Origin of the sequence: Dyadobacter sp. (assembly GCF_039919315.1) — a bacterium.
In the GTDB taxonomy this organism is placed as follows: domain Bacteria; phylum Bacteroidota; class Bacteroidia; order Cytophagales; family Spirosomataceae; genus Dyadobacter.
On the sequence record NZ_JBDSFX010000047.1, the window covers coordinates 52,635 to 71,763 of the forward strand.

Sequence of the window (19,129 nt, forward strand, 5' to 3'; positions counted from 1 at the left end):
TCTCTCACTGAATTAACAATACAAAATTGCATCGAAAGCAGGCCGCGCAACGATGATAAATGGCGAAAAAAAACGTAGACAAATGTCGATGAGTGGAAAGCCTTATTTTTTCATGGCCTGTTTTCTAACACGGCTTAATGTGTCTTTTGTAATACCCAGGTAGGAGGCAATGATGTGCTGAGGAAATCTTTGAATGAATTTGGGATGATTGTCGGCGAACTCTTCGTAGCGTTTATCTGCCGTATTACTGATGGTTGAATTTAATCTTCTTTGTGAAGCGATGAAGCTTCTCTGGTCCATTAATCTTGTCATTTGCCCGAACAACGGTATTTTCCCTATCAAGTCCACCATGTCTGCTACTGTTGCGACGAGCAGCTCTGTATCTTCCCAGGTATCAATGTTGTATCTCGACGGCGTTAGCATGACAGCACTTTCACGGTCACTTACCCACCAATTTTCAAGGAACAGATTTACGATGTGTTCGGCGCCCTTATCGTCAACGCTGTATTGCCTCATGGCACCTTTTACTATAAAACCAACGTATTTGCACACATCTCCTTCCTGCAAAAAGTATTGCTTTTTTCTATATTTTTTAGGCTGAAATGACGCCATGATCAAGGCTTCTTCGTCACTGGTAAGCGGCGAGGCAGCATTTTGGTTTATGTAGGAAAAAAGGCTTTCGTGCATTATTTGCTAAGGAATGACTTCACACAAAGTTATGTGTCGCCTGCATATATACGATGGTTGAAGAAAAACAAAATGCAAAAATAGCATCCTTCAAGCCTTACTTTTCTTGCGTCGATGTTTTACATCTCGCCATTTTTTACGCACGTTTGCTAATATTGTTATTGCTGATTTGTTTTTGCAGGCTGGATTTGAACCGGTGATCCTGGCTGCCCGCCAATTTCAGATGCTTAGTTGCGCGTCCTTGCACACGCTTTCTCCACATCCTGAAACTGCTCGGCTTCATTTCCTGACGCATTAAGGCAATTACCTGTTGTTCACGAATGCCGAACTGAACCTCGATTGCGTCAAAAGGCGTCCTGTCTTCCCAGGCCATTTCGATAATGCGGTCAACATCATCTGAACTGAAACTCTTATTTTCTTGCATGTTTTGAAAATTCAATAGCCTACCAATGATAATTTTAAACTTGGGGTATATGACCCTGATTAGTCTCATCCTCTATCACTTCCTTGATGGCAGGTTTTGACCTGGGTTCAATATCCTCTTCGCCCAGCAGAATTCCCCAGGGATTTAGACCGTTTACCCTGTCGAAGATGACCTTGAAAATAGCAATGACCGGGATAGACAAAAACATACCGGTAATTCCCCAGATCATTTCCCCAACTACAAGGCCAATCAGCGCGACAAGCGTATTGATTTTTACTTTGGAGCCTACAATTTTTGGCATGATATAATTGCTGTCGACCAGGTGAATAGCCACAATGGCCGTTGCCACGAATATCAACTGGCTGGTACCGGCTGTTGCGAAGGTGATCAGGCTGGCTAAAAGCAGGGCGGTAAGAATGCCGATGTAGGGGATGAGGTTTAAAATCCCGGTTATCAGGCCAAGCAACAGACCGTATTTGACACCAAGTAACCAAAATGCAATGCAGGAAAGGCCTGTCACCAGTAGCATTTGCAAGAAAAGGCCGAAAATGTACTTTTTGACAATGTATTGGATCTGGCTTACGATGTCATAGACGATCACACTATGCTCCTGGTCAAATACCGAGACAATGAAACGGAGTAGCAGCCGCCTGTGCAAGAGCAGGAAAAATGTATAAAGGAAAGTAAAGAGCAGAAGCAGCAGAATGGAGGAAACAGACAGGATTGTGTGTCCTAATAGCGTAGTGCCAGTATTTACTGCTTTGGAAGCAGAGTCATTAAGGTAGTTCATTTGTTCCTGGCTGTCCACGTGAAAGGTCACCTCAATCCATTTTTGCAGATCAATGGTTGTGTCCAGAACCTGCTGCTTGAAAGCTGGCCAGTCTTGTGCCAGTGCGGTAAGCTGCGAGCCCAGCAGTACAAATATTGCTGCAATGGCACAGATCAGGGTGATAAGTGAAACCATGGAGGACAATGCCCTGGGGAAATGAAACCGGTATTCCAAAAATCCTGCGAATGGTAGGAGCAACAGTGAAAACAGCATTGCAAAAATCAATGGGGCCAGAAGCGTCTGACCAATGATAGCGATATAAACCAGGCAGATAATGCTGATTAATACATGCGCAAGCCGGGTGTAAAAGGGGGTAGAGATAGCCATATGCACTGACACTTTTTGTTATAATAAATTAGTATGTATAATCATGCCGGGTAAGAAAAGCAAAAACCCAGATTGGCAAAGATAGCCTTTCTGGGTTTTTGCTTTCAATGACTTTTCGTTTAAAAAAGTATCACTTCTTAACCAATGGAATAGCCCAGAATAAGCTCGCCTGGATTACGCTGTTTTTGAAGTCTGGATCAATGGCACTTCCTGTAAAATCACCGACCTTACTAAGACCTGCAATATAGCGTACGCCCACTCCAAGGCCAATTGGAGATTGATAGCCGATCCCGCCAGCAGCTGCGAGGTCAAGATTTTTTGCAAAATTATTAATGGTTTGATCCGGAATTTTTGAAGAAGAGCGGAACCCTGCCTGAGGACCGAATTCGACGTAGAAGCCGCCGCTGGTTTTGAATTTCAGCATCACAGGGATTGTAACATAACTGATCTTGAAATCCGAACGGGTTCCGTTATTTTGAACTTTTGCCCCTTGTGTTGAAAACAGGACCTCGGGTTGGATCGAAAAAACATTTCCAAAGCCGTAATTGAGTATCCCGCCCAGGTGATAGCCAACTAAGCCGTCCGAATCAATATTGCCGCCTGTGTAATTACTCAGGTTCAAACCCGCTTTTGGGCCGATGCTAAATGATTGCGCAAAAGCGGAATTTGTGATAGCCGCTATGATAACGGCATAAAGAAACTTTTTCATGTGAAGATTATTATGATGGTTTTTAGACTCATTGTCCCAGCGATGGTTACAAAATCTATGCTACGCATGCAGGATGCCCTTTTGGTTGACACTTGGTTAGGGATAAGTTCTATAAATACGCCTAATCGTTCAATTCTCGCCAATTGCGTAATTAACAGTGAGCAAAAAATTTCTCATAGCATCCCTGCCACGGCTAGCGAGTGAAACTCGTTGTGACGGACAGCAGCGACCCACGCAGCATTAAAATGCCCAGGCGCGATATCGTCTAGTAAACAGGCATCCTATAACGTTAATCTCCGTTAAATCGCTAACAGGAAACGGTTAAAGATCCGAATTAGAATGGGCGGATCGTTTCAAAACACAATTTTTCAGGGTCGTCACTTTCTGTTTCGATAAAACCGGTTTTAAGTAGCACATTCTTTGAAGCTTCATTTTGTCGTAAAGAGTGGGCTATGATTTTCGTAACATTTAGTTGCTTCCACGCATGGCTAACCAGAGTTGCAACTATTTCTGTTGCTATTCCCCTGTTCCGCCACTGCTCCGAAACCGAATAGCCAATTTCCAGCAGTCCATTTTCATTCGGCGGGCCAAAGTAGCCACCACCTGCCACCAGCGTTGCGGGAAAGTCTTCTGTGGGCAGTGCAATAACGTGCCAACCATACCATCCCGCTGCTTCTGTACCGCCCGCTTCAAGCTGATCAAGAAAAAATAGTATGGCATCGTGATCATAATCTCCTGCCGGCCAGTCGGTCGGAATATTTGCATTCAGAAGTTTCGCAAGGTTATCGTTTCCGGTTAATTCTACTTTTAACAGATCGGGAGTGCTTGCAATAAAAAGAAGACGTTTAGAATAAAGAAATTTTGCGTTCATGATATGGAGATGTGTACTAGTCAATTTGTGTAGTCTAAGGGCAATCCCTCGGCGCCAAACGGGCAGGCTAATGTATTAACAATGCCTGGCAATGAAAAGGCGGCTGCAGCTTGCGTATACATTTTGCAAAATGAAGGATAGAGAAGTGGTTCCCCTGATGACACATTACCCGACCTGCCAAGGAGATCAAGCAGTAGTCAGCTAAAACTTGGAACTATTTCTCATACTTTTGCTTATTGTTATTATTATACGCAAACTGATTGCACGTAAGCATTGAAGGCAAATCAACATATGGCACAGTATCTAAACGAGACGTCAAGAACATTTAGTGAGTATCTCTTAATTCCAGGATTGACAACGAAGGAATGCGTTCCTAACAAAGTATCGCTGGCAACCCCACTTACAAAATTCGATGGTCATGGAAAATCCGAAATCGAATTAAATATCCCCTTTGTGTCCGCCATTATGCAGTCGGTGTCTGATGACCAGATGGCCATTGCTTTGGCAAAAAATGGCGGCTTATCATTCATTTTTGGATCCCAATCTATTGAAGATCAGGTTGAAATGATCCGTAAGGTTAAAAATTATAAGGCAGGATTTGTAGTAAGTACGGCGAATTTGACTCCGGATAATACCCTGGCGGACGTACTTTCACTCAAAGCGAAAAAAGGACATTCCACAATTGCCATAACCAGTGACGGAACGGCAAACGGCAAGCTGCTAGGCATAGTTACCGGACGGGATTATAGAGTTACAACAGATGGTTTAGACAAGAAAGTCCATTCATTCATGACGCCGTTATCCGAGTTAGTTACTGCTAAACTGGGTGTGACATTGAATCAAGCCAATGATATCATCTGGGAACATAAGCTTAATAGCTTGCCCGTGATTGATGAGGACGGCAAGTTCAAATTTTTTGTTTTCAGAAAAGATTACGATCATCATAAGGAAAATCCCTCCGAGTTGTCTGATGAGCAAAAGAAGTTGCTGGTGGGCGCTGGCATTAACACGCGAGACTATCAAGAAAGAGTACCTGCCTTGATCGAAGCCGGTGCTGATGTCCTTTGTATTGATTCGTCGGACGGGTTCTCGGAATGGCAAAAAGAAACTCTTGAGTACATTAAGAAGGAGTACGGTGACGGTGTCAAAGTCGGCGCGGGTAATGTTGTTGATAAAGAGGGTTTTCTCTACTTAGTGGAAGCAGGAGCCGATTTTGTGAAGGTTGGCGTGGGAGGCGGTTCAATATGCATCACCAGAGAACAAAAAGGAATTGGCCGCGGACAGGCAACAGCTCTCATTGAGGTTGCGCAGGCCAGGGATGAGTACTATAATGCTACCGGTACGTATATACCTATATGTTCGGACGGGGGGATTGCTCAGGATTACCACATGGTGCTGGCTCTCGCAATGGGTGCAGATTTTTTAATGATGGGAAGGTATTTCGCCAGGTTTGACGAAAGCCCTACCAGAAAATTACTGGTCAACGGCAACTACGTAAAAGAATATTGGGGAGAAGGATCCAACAGGGCGCGCAATTGGCAACGTTACGATATGGGTGGCGAAGACGGCCTGAAATTCGAGGAAGGTGTGGACAGCTATGTGCCTTATGCGGGTAGATTGAAGGATAACCTGGCCGTAACGCTTGGAAAAATTAAGTCAACCATGTGTAGTTGCGGAACTACTTCCATCACCGAGCTTAAAGATAAAGCCAAAATCACACTAGTATCTTCCGTCAGCATTGTTGAAGGCGGTGCACACGATGTAATATTGAAAGATACGAACAGGTGATTGTGCTGGTATTAGCCGGTTGCGTTTTGATAGGCGTCTCGACTTTCTGTTTGTCGCAGTCGAAAAGGGTCTTTACGTGCTGGTAAGAGAATTAATGTGCATTGATCCTTTGGATTTCGGCTTGGTATCATTGTGGTAAATGATCTGATTAAGAAATACCGAGGGGTCTATGGAATGGGCGTCCAGTATGCCCAGGATTCAGATGCAATCTGAGAACAGAAAAAACGCGGTCAAACTAGGCGAGCTTTGTCTTGGTCTTTTTTGAGATGTCTTTGACTATCTCGTCCAGTTCATTGGCCGCCACTAAAATATATTCTAGTATTTCTGTGTTTTCCTGCTCCGTGTTTTTGAAGTTTTTAATCAAACTAACCGCACCCATTAAACGTGCAAGTGGTGCCCTTACTACATGAGATTGCATAAAAGCAATGTTCTTCATATTTTCATTTTGTTGCTCGATTGCCAACGTATGCCGCCTGCTTTCGCTCACATCCAAACATGCTCCAATCATTTTTACCGGTGCTCCTTTTTCGTCCAATTTCAGGCGGCCCCAGGATTTGAGATGCCGAATTTCGCCGTCAGGCCGTATGATCCGCTCCTCAAAGACGATATCTGTCTTATCACGCAATATTCTCATAATGGATTCCACTACACGCTCCCGGTCGTCGGGGTGAAGCAATTCCTGATACCCTTCAAACGTTGCATTAAAAGCGGCTTTTCTGAGACCGTATATGGTGTATAGCTCATCGGACCATTCAACCACGTTGGTTAAGATGTTCCATTGCCAGTTGCCAAACCCTGCCAGTTCTTGTCCTTGCTTCATCACCATAGACGCCTCTTCCAAGAGAACTGCCTTTTGTCTGTTTTCCAGTATTATCCTCAAAATAGATGCACATCTCTCGATAAAAATTAATTCATCTTCCTCTGGGAGCCTCACTTCTTTATAGTAAAAGCCGAGCGTTGCCAACACCACATTTTCGGAACTGATAATCGGCTGCGACCAGCACGCCCGGAGATTATTTTCTAATGCAAGCTCAGCATACTCTTCCCATCTGAGATCATTGGCAATGTCCGATACAACTACTCGTTCTTTCAGAAACGCTGCCGAACCGCATGAACCTGCAAAAGGCCCTATCGGCAGATGATATATTTGACTAAGATAGTTGGTCGGAAGGGATGGAGCTAGCCCCAGTTCCAGGCGATCATCCTTTATCCTGTGCAACGAGCAGAGTAACCCAGGGAATATGTTTTCAATCCCTTTCAAGTAGATCATCAGCAATTCATTGAGTGTCGTATCGTTCGTTGTGTTCAGTTCCAGTATTGACTTTTCCAAAAAAGCCACTTCTTCGATCCTTTTGGTCGCCGTAACATCTACCATCAAACCTCTTAAGCGTGATGCCCTGCCGTCTGTAACCACCACAGATACAATATCTTTGATCCATATCAAACTACCATCTGCTTTGATCATCCGGTAGTCAAGAGTATAATCTTTAAGGTTATTGCTGTGCGCTTTGCGATAAGATATTGCACGTAATAGGTCGTCTGGATGAATATGATTTTCCCAGAAAAACGGTTCTTCCAGCCATTCATTCGAGGTATAGCCTAAGATATCCTTCACATGGTGGCTCACAAAGGAGAACTTGAATGTGTCTGCATCGGCTTCCCAAAATATTCCATTTACTGATTGAATCAGCAGTGCCAGCTGCTCTTGGTATTGTGAGAGTAAATATTTCGCATTCTTTTTTTCGGTAACATCCTGAACTGCGCCATAAATCCTATCGCATAACCCAGCTGTATAGCCCGCCTGGCCGCTAAGCCGTATGGACCGGATATTTCCCTTTCCGGTTGTTATTTTCAATTCAGTGTCAAAAAAATTGCCGCTTAACATAGCTTCTTCGACAAGCCGAATAAATGATTTACTCTCTGATTCATTGACAAAGAAACTGACTACCTTCTCAAAGGAGGGGTTAAAATCATCTGCAACCTCATAAATTTCTTTTGTCAAATCGGACCATACGATTGTATTACTCGTCAAGTCTGCCTCCCAGCTACCAGTTTTGTCAAAGCGGCGAATTTCTTCAGCCAGCCTGGTATTTTGATTTTCGCCGGGTTCTTTCTGGTTAGGCGACGCTACATTCAGTTGAGTTATGTCTGTCAATGAGCACATCAGCTGATAGACGAGCCCATCCTTGTCCGGCAAGGGGCTAATAGATCCTGTAAAATAGATTGGGTGGGATGGGGACGCCTCGCTGAGCGTGCTTATCTGATATTTAAAAATGGGTATTTTGACAGAGACGCCTTCCACAATTACCTTCTCAATTAAGCCTTTCAAGTCAATTTGGGCCAAATCAGTATCAGCTATGAAAATCTCTAAAAAGTCTTTACCAGCCAGCAAACTTTGTGGCAGGTTGACAATAGAAATAAAAGCTTCATTCGCCCGGATAACGCAAAGTTTCGAAGAATCTGCCTCTAAAAGAAGGCAAGGGTTTGGTAGTTTATCGAACAGTGAGCTGTCATGTACCATAGTTCGTTAGATAGAGGTGGTCTTTGTAACTTCGGCAGATCATTAAGAAACAAGTTTGCGAAATTTCAGCAACAATTACAAGAGGATAAACTGATTTACGAACACCAAATTCTTGATTTGGCTATGCAAAAACAGCGTTGAGTCCAACTATATTTTCGGGTCACCAGGAAACGTTCAGTACCCGTTCCACTTCTTTTTGATACAGTCTACCGATCGGTAATTGTTGCCCGGCGACATCAACGTGACGCGGCGTATACGTGGTGACGCGAGATATTGCAGCGATGTAGGATCGATGTATCCGTACAAACTGATCAGCTGGCAACATGGCTTCGACGGTACTAATGGTATGCTTAACAACCAATGGCTTGCTGTTGGTTGATATAATCTGAATGTAGTCTTTCAGGCTTTCGATATATAAGATGTCGCTTGTCATTACCTTCACTAATTTGCGGTCGGCCCGGAAAAAGAGGAAGCCTGCTTCTCTATGCCGGGGAGGCTCTTTTTCAGAAATAGAGATGCCAGCCGAATTGTAGGTTTTTTTCAAAACTTTGCCTACGGCTCTTAAAAATCGTCTAATGGAATGGGTTTGAGTAAATTTGCTGCTGAAAAATGTAGTTATCAATCACGTCTATTTCCCTGGCAAGGAGTACCTGGTCGGGCTGGCTTTCATACAGTACGTAACGAAGTATCCCTGTATTTGGTGACGATCAGAATGTCAAAATCACTCACATATTCGTATTTCTTCTGGTAATCCTCCACCCAATCACCGGGCGCATAGCTACCGAATAGGATGATCATTTCAGCTGGGACTTTGTCCAGGACTATCTTGGTCAGGGTTTTTAGTGTGGTAAGTTAGTGGTTTTTGAGAAAAGATAAACACTACCAAATTATCACAATAGTCCCGCCAACAATCATCAAAGCACCCAAAATGGTTTTCAAATCAACCGGCTCTTTCAGGATTAGTATTGATAATCCAATGGCGATTGCAACACTTAGCTTGTCAATCGGTGCGACCTTTGAAACATCGCCTGTTTCCAAAGCTTTGAAATAAAATATCCACGAAAGGCCTGTGGCGATTCCTGAGAGGACAAGAAAAATCAGGTTCGTCCGGCTCACATCTTTCACTTCCTTCATTTGTCCGCTAAAAAGAACAATACCCCAGGCAATAAACAGGATTACGACTGTCCGAACGGCCGTTGCGACATTACCGCTGATACCTTTGACTCCCACTTTTGCTAAGATGGACGTTGCGGCCGCAAACAGGGCGGAAAGCAAGGCGTAGTATTTCCACATACTTAATACGTTAAATGGTGTTTACTTACTGCCTTCCCCCACTTGTACCGGTGTGTCCAATACGCCACTTTCATGGATAAATATCCAATACCGGCGCCCACAAGCACGTCGCTGATATAGTGCCGGTTGTTTGCCACACGTAGCAGCCCTACGGATGAAGCGACGGTGTAAGAGGCATAAGGCATCCATGGATAGCGGTCCTTGTACTCTTCATTTAGGAAGGTAGCTGCCGCAAAAGCTTGCGTGGTATGGCCCGATGGGAACGAATTGTAACTGCTGCCGTCGGGCCGGAGTGTGTGCGTGGCGTATTTCAAAAGGGTGGTTGTCGTCAACGCCATTGCTTCTCCTTTGATAAGGATCACAGTGCGATTGATGATATCGGTTTTGGAATGAACGCCAAAGGCATCAAGGCCATAAGCGACTACCAGAGGCGAGAATTGCAGATAATCGTCGATTTTGGTATGAAAATGGGGTAGAAGGTGGCCTCGCTCTTCGGCCACTTCGTTTTTAATGGACTCTTCTGAATGTCCGGTGGAAAGCAGTCCTCCGATGATCAGCGAAGCGGGTGGGTAAAACGCGCGGAGTGTAATGGGCCTCCGGACGGGGATTGTGTCTTCCGGAAAAATGGGGTAGGCCAAAGCCCAAGGTGAAAATAAGAGGAGGATTAGCAGCAAGCGCATGGTCAGCGTTATGAGGGTGAATCACGGTTAAAATTTGAAACTATAACCAGCACGGACTAGCTGAGTTTCGTAGTAATCGCGACTGGTGTAGTGAAAACCATCGCCAAAAACTGTTTTACGGACAACCAGCGTGCCGAAAAGATCTGTTGCATTCACAAACAACTCTCCTTTACGCAGCTGGCGTTTCGCGCCTGCATCGACCGAAAAGCGGTAGCCGGTGCGGCCTTGCGGAACAATATCGGGTGCCTGGTAAATGACCGCCACCTGCAATTCCGTTTTCTTGCCTTTTAGCAATGCATTGATTTTCGCACTGCCGGAAGTCAGTTGCTGTTTCCCGGCGCTATACACTGAGCGTACCGGATAAAGGTTTGCCACCGAAAATGCATCAATGCTGTTGTGGTAAAGGTTACCATTCACATTGAGCGAAAACCACGACGCCAGGTCCTGCTGCCACACCAGTTCACCACCCGCATTGCTACTCTTGCCTGCATTTTGAAAAATATTGTAGATCAATGTGCTGCCTGCCACTGTCGTTCCGATCCGTATAATGGTGCCATTGGTCTGCTTGTAATAAGCTGCTGCATACAGCGAACCGCTGGACCAGCTTGTTTTGTAACCAGCCTCCAATGAGGTGGTAAATTGCGGTTTCAGTGCAGGGTTGCCGATCTTAATGATTTCGGCATCATCATATTTGGGGAAAATACGGATGTCCACCTCATTGGGGCGGTCAACACGACGGTTGTAGAAAAGAGAAATCTTGTTATGCTCATCAAACTTGTAAGCCAGGCGCACATTAGGAAACGGTTTGGCATAGGAATATCCATCGCTTTTATAAGTGGGATGCGTGGGGTTGACGGTGTAACGCAGGTTGATATATTCTACGCGAAGCCCTGCTTCCAGCTCAAACTTCCTGTTCTCAAATACGTAATTGCCGTACAATGCCGGAATCGTTTCCTTATAATCTGCCCAGCCACCTGCAAGACTGTCAATGGGTGAATTCAGGCCCGGAAAGAACTGCATATTCGTCGGAATAAATCGCCTGCGCAGCTTGAAGCCACCCTCAAAACGGCCATATCGTAAGGGCCGGATGTAGTCTGCCGTCAAATCGAAAACATTCTCATCCGATAGCAGCTTGAATGCATCCTTACCGGTGAAATCGGGCATGATGTTTGTGAAAAAATACTTTTCATCTTCCCGGTGGAATGTATAGTTGAAGCCGACATTGAGCATGCGGCCTGGCTGTGCATATTTGTGCTGATAGGAGGCTGTCGCAGTCACAGTTGTTTTTAATTCATCTTCCAAAAACTGCCATAAGCGCCTACGCTGGGTAAGATCTGCATTGAAAAACGGCTGATCTCCTCTGTCCAGGATTTTCTCGCTGCTGAATAGCGCTGAAACTGATAATGAATTTTGCTGATTCCAATTCCAGTCAACACCCGCCTTGGATGTTACCACATTAGTGCTGCGGTTACGCTTTAATTGCTGCCTGATCGTGTCTCCCGAATCGTAGTAACGGTCTGTAAATTCGTTCTTGTTGAGCGTCGGCGTGTGCAGGTAATCGCCCTGGAAAAAGATGTTCAGTTTCTCTTTTTTGTAATTAAGGGCCACGGAAGGATTTAGTTTCAGCGTGTTTCTGGACTGCGGGCGGATGTCCGGGAAATTCTCTTTTCGTACCCACAATGCGCCCAATCCTGTGGTCATGCCGATCTTTCCGTTGAAGCCTTCTTGTTTGTTCTTTTTGTAAATAATATTAATGATGCCCGCATTTCCATTGGCATCGTACCGGGCCGAAGGGTTATTGATGATCTCTATCCTTTCGATCGCAGATGCGGGGATATTGTCCAGGCTCGTCTGGTTTCCAAACCCTGTTAATGCGGTCTGACGTCCGTCCACCAGCACGGCTACCTTATCACTTCCACGCAGCATAACCTTGCCATCTTCACCAGCTGTAACACCCGGCAAGTTTTTAAGTGCCTGCAATACAGACCCACCGCTTTGACTCAGGTTTTTGCTAATATCAAATACTTTCCGGTCCAGCCGGGAATCTACTCCATCAGCCTGAGATCCGGTGACGGTTACCTCTTGTAATATCTGCGCGTCTTCGTTCATTAGAAGCACGCCGAGGTCAAGGAATGCGCTTAATGCACCGACTGTCACAGGTGTTTTAAGTGTTTGAAAGCCCAGTAAACTACATTCCAGCAGGTAATTTCCGGGTGCAATGTCGGTCAGTGTAAACCGGCCATCCGCTGCGGTAATGGTGCCCGTCGCGAACGCACTGTCTTTTTCAGTTTTTAAAATGACATTGACGAACGGGAGCATTTCCTTTTTAGACTGCGAAGCAACCTGGCCTGACAGGGTCACCTTGCTTACCTGCGCATGGACGCTGTGGAACGCTGCAATGAACGCGAGCAGAAATAATGATTTTTTGAAAGCCATTCAGATTCCTTTTGGTGTATCTGATGGTGAAAGTCAGGAATGATTTAGAAGAAATTTAGAATTTCAGAAGCTGACGGTAAAATGATGAAACCCGCCTTCGAAACGATAATGGATCTGCCAGCCGTACCGTTCGCAAATCTCATGGGCAATAGCCAGTCCGAGGCCGCTGCCAGCGTGCTCCGGTGATGCCTGCGCGAACCGCCTGAAAAGATTTTGCTCATGAAGCGGCGATGCGCCAGTGTTTGAAAAAGTCAGCTCGCGCTGGTCCAGATGTACAGATACACTACCGCCTCCCGGGGTGTAGCGCACAGCATTTACGAGCAGGTTTGTTAGCAGGATTTCCAACAACATTGGATTGGATGGCACAATTATTTCGCCCACATGTTCCTTATAATGAATGCCACCGCTTTCGAATCGATCGGCAAATTGCGTGGTCAGCTCAGCCAGTAATCCGCTTATAGAAATGTTCTGCTGTTCGTCAAACTGTGCATGCTCGATCTTTGCAAGAAGCAGTAAATTTTTGTTAATCCTTGTGACACGGTTGATGGCTTGATAGGCATCATCGAGGATCTGCATTTGCGACTGGTCCAGAGAGCGGCTTTGTAAAAGTAGGTCAAGTTTGGATTTAACGATCGCTAATGGTGTTTGCAGCTCGTGGGAAGCATTTTCGGTAAATTCTTTTTGCTGTTTGTATGAGGCAAGACTAGCCTCCATCAACCTATCAAGGCTTTGATTAAGATCAGTAAATTCGGTAACTTTTGAAACAGGCAATTTCATCGTTTTACCGCCTTCCAGCCTGAAGGCATGCAAACCGGCGAGTGTTTCATAGAATGGCTGCCAGACACGAATCGCCGTCCTACGGTTCAGGTAAACGAAGCCGGCCAGCAGCAGAATAAAAAAGAAAATGGTCACTGCCGCGATGGCCAGGATCGTTTCGTCGATTTCTTCCATATTGGTTTCAATCAAAACCCGTAAAAGCTTGCCATTCACCCGAATGTCGGTCATCAGGCAACGAAACTGCTCCCGGTCATTCATGAAAGTATCGAACCGGATGAGCGTGTAGGTACTGTCCGGACTTGGCGCCACGGCCTCATTGAAGGAAAAGCCGGGCTGCACTTTGTCCAACACCGTGATCATATCGCCCACTGCGCTGTCGGGGAGGTCCAGGCTCGTCAACCGTTTTTCGAGTTTTTCCCGGATCGCGTAATGGTGTTTGTCCAGTTCATTTTCCCAAATCCAATTGATGATTAAAAAATAGACAGGAATGCTGACTATCAGCACAATCAATGTGTAAATCACCAGCGGGCGAAGGCTTTGATCGAGCAATTTTTTCATCCTTCCCATTTGTAACCCGTTGCGTAGATCGTTTTGAGATAATTACCGTAACCCGCCTCTGTCAACTTTTTTTTCAGGTTTTTAACATGCGCATACACAAAGTCGTGGTTATCGAACATATCGGCAATGTCGCCCGACAAATGCTCGGCCAATGCACTTTTGCCGATAACGCGGTTTTTGTTGCCAATAAAAAACAGTAGCAGGTCAAGCTCCTTGCGCGTCAGTGCAACCGGCGAGCCATTAACCGTGACTGTCCTTGATGACAGATCCACTTTCAGCTCATTTTGCACCACATGATTCTGATTGCCAAAGCTTCTGCGACGGATAACCGAGTAAATGCGTGCTGCCAGTTCGGGCAAATGAAATGGCTTGGCCAGGTAGTCGTCCGCACCCGCGTGCAAACCCCTGATCTTGTTTTCGTAGTCGCTTTTTGCAGAAATAATGATCACGCCATCTTGCTGACCCTGTTCTTTCAGGATGCCGAGCATGTCAAGCCCATCGCCACCCGGCAGCATTAAATCCAGTAAGATGCATTCATAGCGGTACAGCTCGACTTTTTCCCGTGCCTGCGCCCAGTTGCTCGCATATTCGCACAGGTAGTCCTGCGCGGATAGGTAGGCGCCAATGTCGGCAGCAAGTTCGGGCTCATCTTCTATAATCAGGATTTTCATCCAGGCAATTTACAGCGATGATTTGGAATTCTTTTAGAAGAGAATTTTCGACTTGCTTGTGCTGTTGATTGATGTGTATTATTTAAACACTGCTTCCAGCGGAACCAGCAATGCTTTGGGCAAAGATCACGCTGCATACTACCCCGCAATGACCGACAAACCCGTCGGTCGGCACCCTAGTCGATTGGTAGGGACAATTTTTTTTTGGCTATTATGTGACCGATAACCTTTTTAGTTGTCTGATGCCCGTACTCGACGACAAGCCGTATCCTGAGTTTGCAGACTATGAAAAAAATGGAAGAGGTACTGCCAGGTCCGCGGTTCATGCGCGTTCATAAATCCTACATTGTGGCTATGGACAAAATCGAATCCATTGAAAGACAGCGTGTTTTTATTGGGAAACACGTTATTCCTGTTGGTGAAAGTTATGTGAAGGAATTTGGCAGGAGGATTGAATGAAATCGGGCAGTTTTAAAGAATTGATCGACGGAAAACGCACGAAATCGTAAAGTCGACTAGCGATACACAGGTACAATTACCTCTTTCCCTTTCGCACTAAAAGTATAAACACCAGCTTTTTTATCCCACTGTTTTACTATCGGCACGATGCGTGTCCTGCGCGGGCTTACTTGGTCTGACGAGTTGTGAATGTGGTATAAATAATACAATTGCTTGTCCAGCCCTTCAAACAAATCACCATGTCCTGATCCATTCTCGCCAACAATAGAGCGATGAACGATAGGGTTATTCTTATTCTTTACCCAAGGCCCGTATGGTGAATCGGCCACGGCATAGCCAATAGCATAATCGATGTTCTGGAAATGGTTGGCCGAATAAAACAGATAATATTTATTTTTCAGTTTTATAACGGTAGGGCCCTCCATAATGGGTGAGGATTTAAAATTGGGCGTAGCCTCCCAAGGTTCTGTTTGGTCAAAACATCTTTTCAGGGTCCCGGATTTTATCTTTCCGGCTTTCATGTCAAACTCGGCTGCATACAGGTAGTTGCCTTTATTAAAACGTACACTGTAGAGGTAATATTTACCATCGGTATCCTTGAAAATATAGGAATCGATATTTTTCTCAGAGCCATCAATAGGCCCAACTTCTTTTTGTTTGTACGGACCCAATAACGATTTCGACTCAGCCAATACGGTTTGTTCATCGGCTGTATAGGTAATATAGTAAGTGCCCTTATCCTTGAATATTTGTGGTGCCCAGAAGCCCTTGGTGCCGAAAGTGTGGTCGCCTTTTGCCAGGATCGTACCCAACGAATCTATTGACTCAGAAGGTACTGCCCATGTTTTCAGGTCTTTTGACTCTAAAAAGGCAAATCCCTGCGGTCCGTCGCTCACGCCCTTCGACCCTGTAAGATAATACTTGCCTCCCTCCATATATATGGTTACATCCGCAAAGAAAATCTCTCGCTCGGCCTGTGCTGATGCCTGCAATGCAGAGAATAAAAGGATAGCATATATAAGGATTGATTTCATATTGTGAGGCTATAATTAATTTTCTGTTAAACTAAGTTGTACATCTGTTATAAGCAACCAGCTTACTGAGTTTATCCAGCCGATGGTTGGTATCGTTTTTCTCTGAGCTTTTCCTGAATTTCCCGAATCGTCTTGTCTCTGTTTTTGAGTATCTTAGCAAGTAATGCCTTTGGCTCTCCCTTTTTATTGTATTTTTCTCCCCACTCCATCAGGTCAACTAAGACCGGTACCAGGTCAATAGCCTTTTCAGTCATGGTGTAAAGAAATTTAGATTTGTTTAGCTCGGACGCCTTTTTTGTCACAAATCCTTGGCTATGAAGTGTGTTCAGACGATCAATGAGAATGTTAGAAGCAATCCCCTCCGCTGAGTTCATAAATTCGCTGAAAGAATTCTTCTCATGCAGTATCATGTCCCGAAGGATCAGCAATGTCCATTTATCACCAAAGATATCCAGTGAAAAACTGATAGGGCAATCGGATCTTGTAGCAATGGGTTTCATCCTAAATAAATTTATATAGTTATTGCAAAGTGCAATAAGATATTCTAGATTTGACCTTGCAAATTACAAGAACTTTTGGTGTGAACATTCGATCCAACAACAAAATCTATTAAAGCTATGAGTGAAACAATAAGAACAAGAACTTACGAATGGGTTGATCCTTTGGAAACTGCGGAAAAAGGAAAAACAATGTCAGGATACGATTTTTTGAATGGCATTTTAAAAGGCGAAATACCGCCACCGCCAATTGCAGCAACGTTGGACTTTCACCCATTGAGCCTAGAAGAAGGAAAAGTAATCTTTGAATTCGAACCTCGGGAATTTCATTACAATCCGATAGGAGGTGTGCACGGCGGTGTGATCTCCACGGTATTAGACACTGTGATGGGTTGTGCCTTACAATCCAAATTACCGCAGGGTGTTGCTTACACCACCTTGGAGTTAAAAATAAATTTCATCAAAGCGGTAACATACAAGAGCGGAAAAATGAAAGCTGAGGGACGGCTGATTCATTTAGGCAAAAGCACGGCATTGATAGAAGCCGACCTTAAAGATGAAAAAGGTAAATTATATGCACACGGTGTGTCAACTTGTTTGATCCTCAATATTTGAGAACAGATTAGAAATATAGCATTGAATAGTTTCAGGAGGTCAGAGTGAGGTTTCAGAATCTAAGGGCCCGGGGTAAATTTAAAGATGAGTCGTCTTTACTGATGTTAGAAAACCCATTATATTGGCTAATGAATGAGGAGGGGGCCAGAAGTCGCAATTCAGATTATATCATGTTTCTACAAAAAATCAAATCCAGGGAATCAGGGGTGGTGCTTTACGGAATCACCCCGCCCAAAGCCGGTACTACTCCGGAACGCATTGCAGAAATTGCAGAAAAAACAATCGCCCGCTTGTCTTCCCTGGACATAGATGCACTCGTCGTATACGATGTGCAGGATGAGTCGGCCCGGACCAAAGAGGAAAGGCCCTTCCCGTTTTTAAATGCCCTTGATCCGCTCGCTTTTGCATCGGAATATATGGGTGGGTTAGATGTTCCCAAAATCATATACCGCCCCGCGGGTAAATTTTCAGAGAATGAGCTAGCCGAGTGGCTCGAAAAGCTGCATGCGAATAAATTCTATCCGGTTTTTGTAGGTGTGCCTGCACCGGATTTCCCGGTGAAAACCAGCCTTGCGGAAGCGTACAAAATCTGGGAGAAGCACGAAGAGACGTCCGTTATCGGTGCGGTAACCATTCCGGAGAGGCACCAGGTGCTGAAGGACGAAGACGTCAGGATGCTGGACAAGATGAATAGTGGTGTATCCTATTTCATCTCCCAATGTGTTTTCAATGTCGACTATGCTAAGAAGGTCGTCGAAGATGTTGCACTCAGTTGTAAAAGCAAGCAGATAGATCCTCCGACTATCATATTTACGATCACCGCCTGCGGGTCTGCCAAAACATTGGACTTTATGGAATGGCTGGGGATTCATATCCCGGATGAATTGAAGGAAGACCTAAAACGAGATGGCGATGTGCTGGAAAAATCGGTAAAACTGTGTCTGGAAATCGCCTCGGAACTAACAGCGTTTTGTATAAGGCAATCTATTCCTTTTGGCTTCAATATCGAGAGCGTTGCCATTCGCAAGGCGGAGATCGAAGCTTCGGTGGAGATAGCGAGCAAGATAAGCCAACTGCTTAAAGACCAGGGAGTAAGAAAAACGTTGGAGCATGCACAGATTCCTAAACCATTCATATATACCTGAATCATTTAAGTTTTTTCAGGTATATATTTCCGTAGTAATTGCTGATCATGATCTCCGGCCCACCACCATCGATCTTGCCATATAGCCAGTCATCCAGTGTTGATTTGTTTACGCCCGAAATGCTGGTTTTGACAATTGCAGCCGGATTTCTGGCAATGTTAAAATCGCTAAACACTTCCCCATTCTCGGACTTTACTTTCACATTGGCTTTCAGTGATGAAGGGTACGAAACTTCAATTCGCCCACCCATCGACGAAAAAGCCATAGGTTTGTCGAACTTGGTATCCTGAAACGATGCTTTCAGCTCTCCCTTATAGGTATTGGCCACGATCGATCCGCTTACATTTTTTAAGCTGATGCCCCCATTTACGTTATCCACTTCCATATCACCAATTACATTTTCCACGACAATATCACCTTTATCGTAAGTTCTTAATTTTAGTGCGGTCCGCCAGGGAACCTTGATAATCACATCGATCGGAAATGCGTTACTGTTTGTGCTTATGGTAATGTTGTTGTTGCTCTCTTCCGCAGAAAGTCCCAGAGGATTACCCTTCGAAATTCGTTTTAAGCCATCATTGCTTTCACTCTGCGGCTCACCGCTCGACGCAGCATCAATGATTATGTCTTTGCCCGCATAACCCTGAATGTGAATTTTTCCAAAAACCAGATTTAAATCCAACATTCCGGGTCTGGCAGGATTTGATAGACTAACTGTCAGCTGGTTTTTGATAACATTTTGTGCTTTCATGGCGCTAGCGGATATCAGCAACATTAGGCCGATTTTGACGTATCTGTTCATATATAA

20 protein-coding genes are annotated in these 19,129 nt (G+C 44.8%); 4 read left to right on the plus strand and 16 right to left on the minus strand.

Going from position 1 to position 19,129, the window contains the following annotated elements:
* Window positions 1-102: 102 nt before the first annotated feature.
* The 5 genes from ABIO93_RS12755 to ABIO93_RS12775 all read right to left on the minus strand — a co-directional run bounded on the left by ABIO93_RS12755 (window position 103) and on the right by ABIO93_RS12775 (window position 3,847).
* A complete protein-coding gene (locus tag ABIO93_RS12755; protein WP_348068149.1) occupies window positions 103-687 on the minus strand; it encodes a Crp/Fnr family transcriptional regulator in 585 nt (194 codons plus the stop codon).
* Window positions 688-823: 136 nt separating this feature from the next.
* Window positions 824-1,111 carry a TIGR03643 family protein gene (locus ABIO93_RS12760; RefSeq protein WP_348068151.1) on the minus strand — a complete coding sequence of 96 codons (288 nt, stop codon included), beginning with the start codon at window positions 1,109-1,111 and terminating at the stop codon, window positions 824-826.
* A 34-nt stretch (window positions 1,112-1,145) separates the two neighbouring features.
* Entirely contained in the window at window positions 1,146-2,267 is a 1,122-nt protein-coding gene (locus tag ABIO93_RS12765; protein WP_348068153.1) for an AI-2E family transporter, read from the minus strand.
* Between the two features lie 130 nt (window positions 2,268-2,397).
* A complete protein-coding gene (locus ABIO93_RS12770) occupies window positions 2,398-2,976 on the minus strand; it encodes a porin family protein (RefSeq protein WP_348068155.1) in 579 nt (192 codons plus the stop codon).
* A gap of 334 nt (window positions 2,977-3,310) precedes the next feature.
* Complete coding sequence (locus tag ABIO93_RS12775; protein WP_348068157.1) at window positions 3,311-3,847, minus strand: GNAT family N-acetyltransferase; 537 nt, start codon at window positions 3,845-3,847, stop codon at window positions 3,311-3,313.
* 291 nt (window positions 3,848-4,138) lie between these two features.
* Here ABIO93_RS12775 and ABIO93_RS12780 point away from each other — a divergent pair, with 291 nt between their 5' ends.
* Window positions 4,139-5,635 (plus strand): IMP dehydrogenase, encoded by a 1,497-nt coding sequence (locus ABIO93_RS12780; RefSeq protein ID WP_348068159.1) that lies wholly within the window; start codon window positions 4,139-4,141, stop codon window positions 5,633-5,635.
* Window positions 5,636-5,870: 235 nt separating this feature from the next.
* Here ABIO93_RS12780 and ABIO93_RS12785 read toward each other — a convergent pair whose 3' ends face one another.
* The 8 genes from ABIO93_RS12785 to ABIO93_RS12820 form a co-directional block, all read right to left on the minus strand.
* On the minus strand, window positions 5,871-8,156 hold the full coding sequence (locus ABIO93_RS12785; protein WP_348068161.1) for a PAS domain-containing protein: 2,286 nt from the start codon (window positions 8,154-8,156) through the stop codon (window positions 5,871-5,873).
* 160 nt (window positions 8,157-8,316) lie between these two features.
* Window positions 8,317-8,700 (minus strand): LytTR family DNA-binding domain-containing protein, encoded by a 384-nt coding sequence (locus ABIO93_RS12790; protein ID WP_348068162.1) that lies wholly within the window; start codon window positions 8,698-8,700, stop codon window positions 8,317-8,319.
* Window positions 8,701-8,822: 122 nt separating this feature from the next.
* The gene (locus ABIO93_RS12795; RefSeq protein ID WP_348068299.1) at window positions 8,823-8,990 is read right to left on the minus strand and encodes a hypothetical protein; all 168 of its coding nucleotides are present in this window, start codon (window positions 8,988-8,990) and stop codon (window positions 8,823-8,825) included.
* 45 nt (window positions 8,991-9,035) lie between these two features.
* On the minus strand, window positions 9,036-9,449 hold the full coding sequence (locus ABIO93_RS12800; RefSeq protein WP_348068164.1) for an EamA family transporter: 414 nt from the start codon (window positions 9,447-9,449) through the stop codon (window positions 9,036-9,038).
* A 2-nt stretch (window positions 9,450-9,451) separates the two neighbouring features.
* Window positions 9,452-10,129: a phosphatase PAP2 family protein gene (locus ABIO93_RS12805; protein ID WP_348068166.1), complete on the minus strand. Its 678-nt coding sequence runs from the start codon at window positions 10,127-10,129 to the stop codon at window positions 9,452-9,454.
* A gap of 27 nt (window positions 10,130-10,156) precedes the next feature.
* Complete coding sequence (locus ABIO93_RS12810; RefSeq protein WP_348068168.1) at window positions 10,157-12,565, minus strand: outer membrane beta-barrel family protein; 2,409 nt, start codon at window positions 12,563-12,565, stop codon at window positions 10,157-10,159.
* A 63-nt stretch (window positions 12,566-12,628) separates the two neighbouring features.
* Window positions 12,629-13,900 carry a HAMP domain-containing sensor histidine kinase gene (locus ABIO93_RS12815; protein WP_348068170.1) on the minus strand — a complete coding sequence of 424 codons (1,272 nt, stop codon included), beginning with the start codon at window positions 13,898-13,900 and terminating at the stop codon, window positions 12,629-12,631.
* Window positions 13,897-14,571 (minus strand): response regulator transcription factor, encoded by a 675-nt coding sequence (locus ABIO93_RS12820; protein ID WP_348068172.1) that lies wholly within the window; start codon window positions 14,569-14,571, stop codon window positions 13,897-13,899. The genes ABIO93_RS12815 and ABIO93_RS12820 overlap by 4 nt, the downstream gene beginning before the upstream one ends.
* Before the next feature lie 267 nt (window positions 14,572-14,838).
* On the opposite strand from ABIO93_RS12820, the gene ABIO93_RS12825 reads away from it, so the two are divergent.
* Window positions 14,839-15,030, plus strand: coding sequence for a LytTR family DNA-binding domain-containing protein (locus tag ABIO93_RS12825; protein ID WP_348068301.1), 192 nt, complete (start codon window positions 14,839-14,841; stop codon window positions 15,028-15,030).
* A 56-nt stretch (window positions 15,031-15,086) separates the two neighbouring features.
* On the opposite strand, the gene ABIO93_RS12830 is transcribed toward ABIO93_RS12825, so the two are convergent.
* Both ABIO93_RS12830 and ABIO93_RS12835 read right to left on the minus strand, forming a co-directional pair.
* Window positions 15,087-16,064 carry a glycoside hydrolase family 43 protein gene (locus tag ABIO93_RS12830; protein ID WP_348068174.1) on the minus strand — a complete coding sequence of 326 codons (978 nt, stop codon included), beginning with the start codon at window positions 16,062-16,064 and terminating at the stop codon, window positions 15,087-15,089.
* 71 nt (window positions 16,065-16,135) lie between these two features.
* Window positions 16,136-16,564, minus strand: a complete 429-nt coding sequence (locus tag ABIO93_RS12835; RefSeq protein WP_348068176.1) for a helix-turn-helix domain-containing protein — start codon at window positions 16,562-16,564, stop codon at window positions 16,136-16,138.
* 117 nt (window positions 16,565-16,681) lie between these two features.
* Between ABIO93_RS12835 and ABIO93_RS12840 the strand changes: the two genes are divergently transcribed.
* Both ABIO93_RS12840 and ABIO93_RS12845 read left to right on the plus strand, forming a co-directional pair.
* Window positions 16,682-17,176, plus strand: a complete 495-nt coding sequence (locus tag ABIO93_RS12840; protein ID WP_348068178.1) for a PaaI family thioesterase — start codon at window positions 16,682-16,684, stop codon at window positions 17,174-17,176.
* A 170-nt stretch (window positions 17,177-17,346) separates the two neighbouring features.
* Window positions 17,347-18,321: a methylenetetrahydrofolate reductase gene (locus tag ABIO93_RS12845; RefSeq protein WP_348068180.1), complete on the plus strand. Its 975-nt coding sequence runs from the start codon at window positions 17,347-17,349 to the stop codon at window positions 18,319-18,321.
* Window position 18,322: 1 nt separating this feature from the next.
* Here the strand turns inward: ABIO93_RS12845 and ABIO93_RS12850 are convergent, their stop codons facing one another.
* Window positions 18,323-19,123, minus strand: a complete 801-nt coding sequence (locus ABIO93_RS12850) for a DUF4097 family beta strand repeat-containing protein (RefSeq protein ID WP_348068182.1) — start codon at window positions 19,121-19,123, stop codon at window positions 18,323-18,325.
* Window positions 19,124-19,129 lie beyond the last annotated feature (6 nt).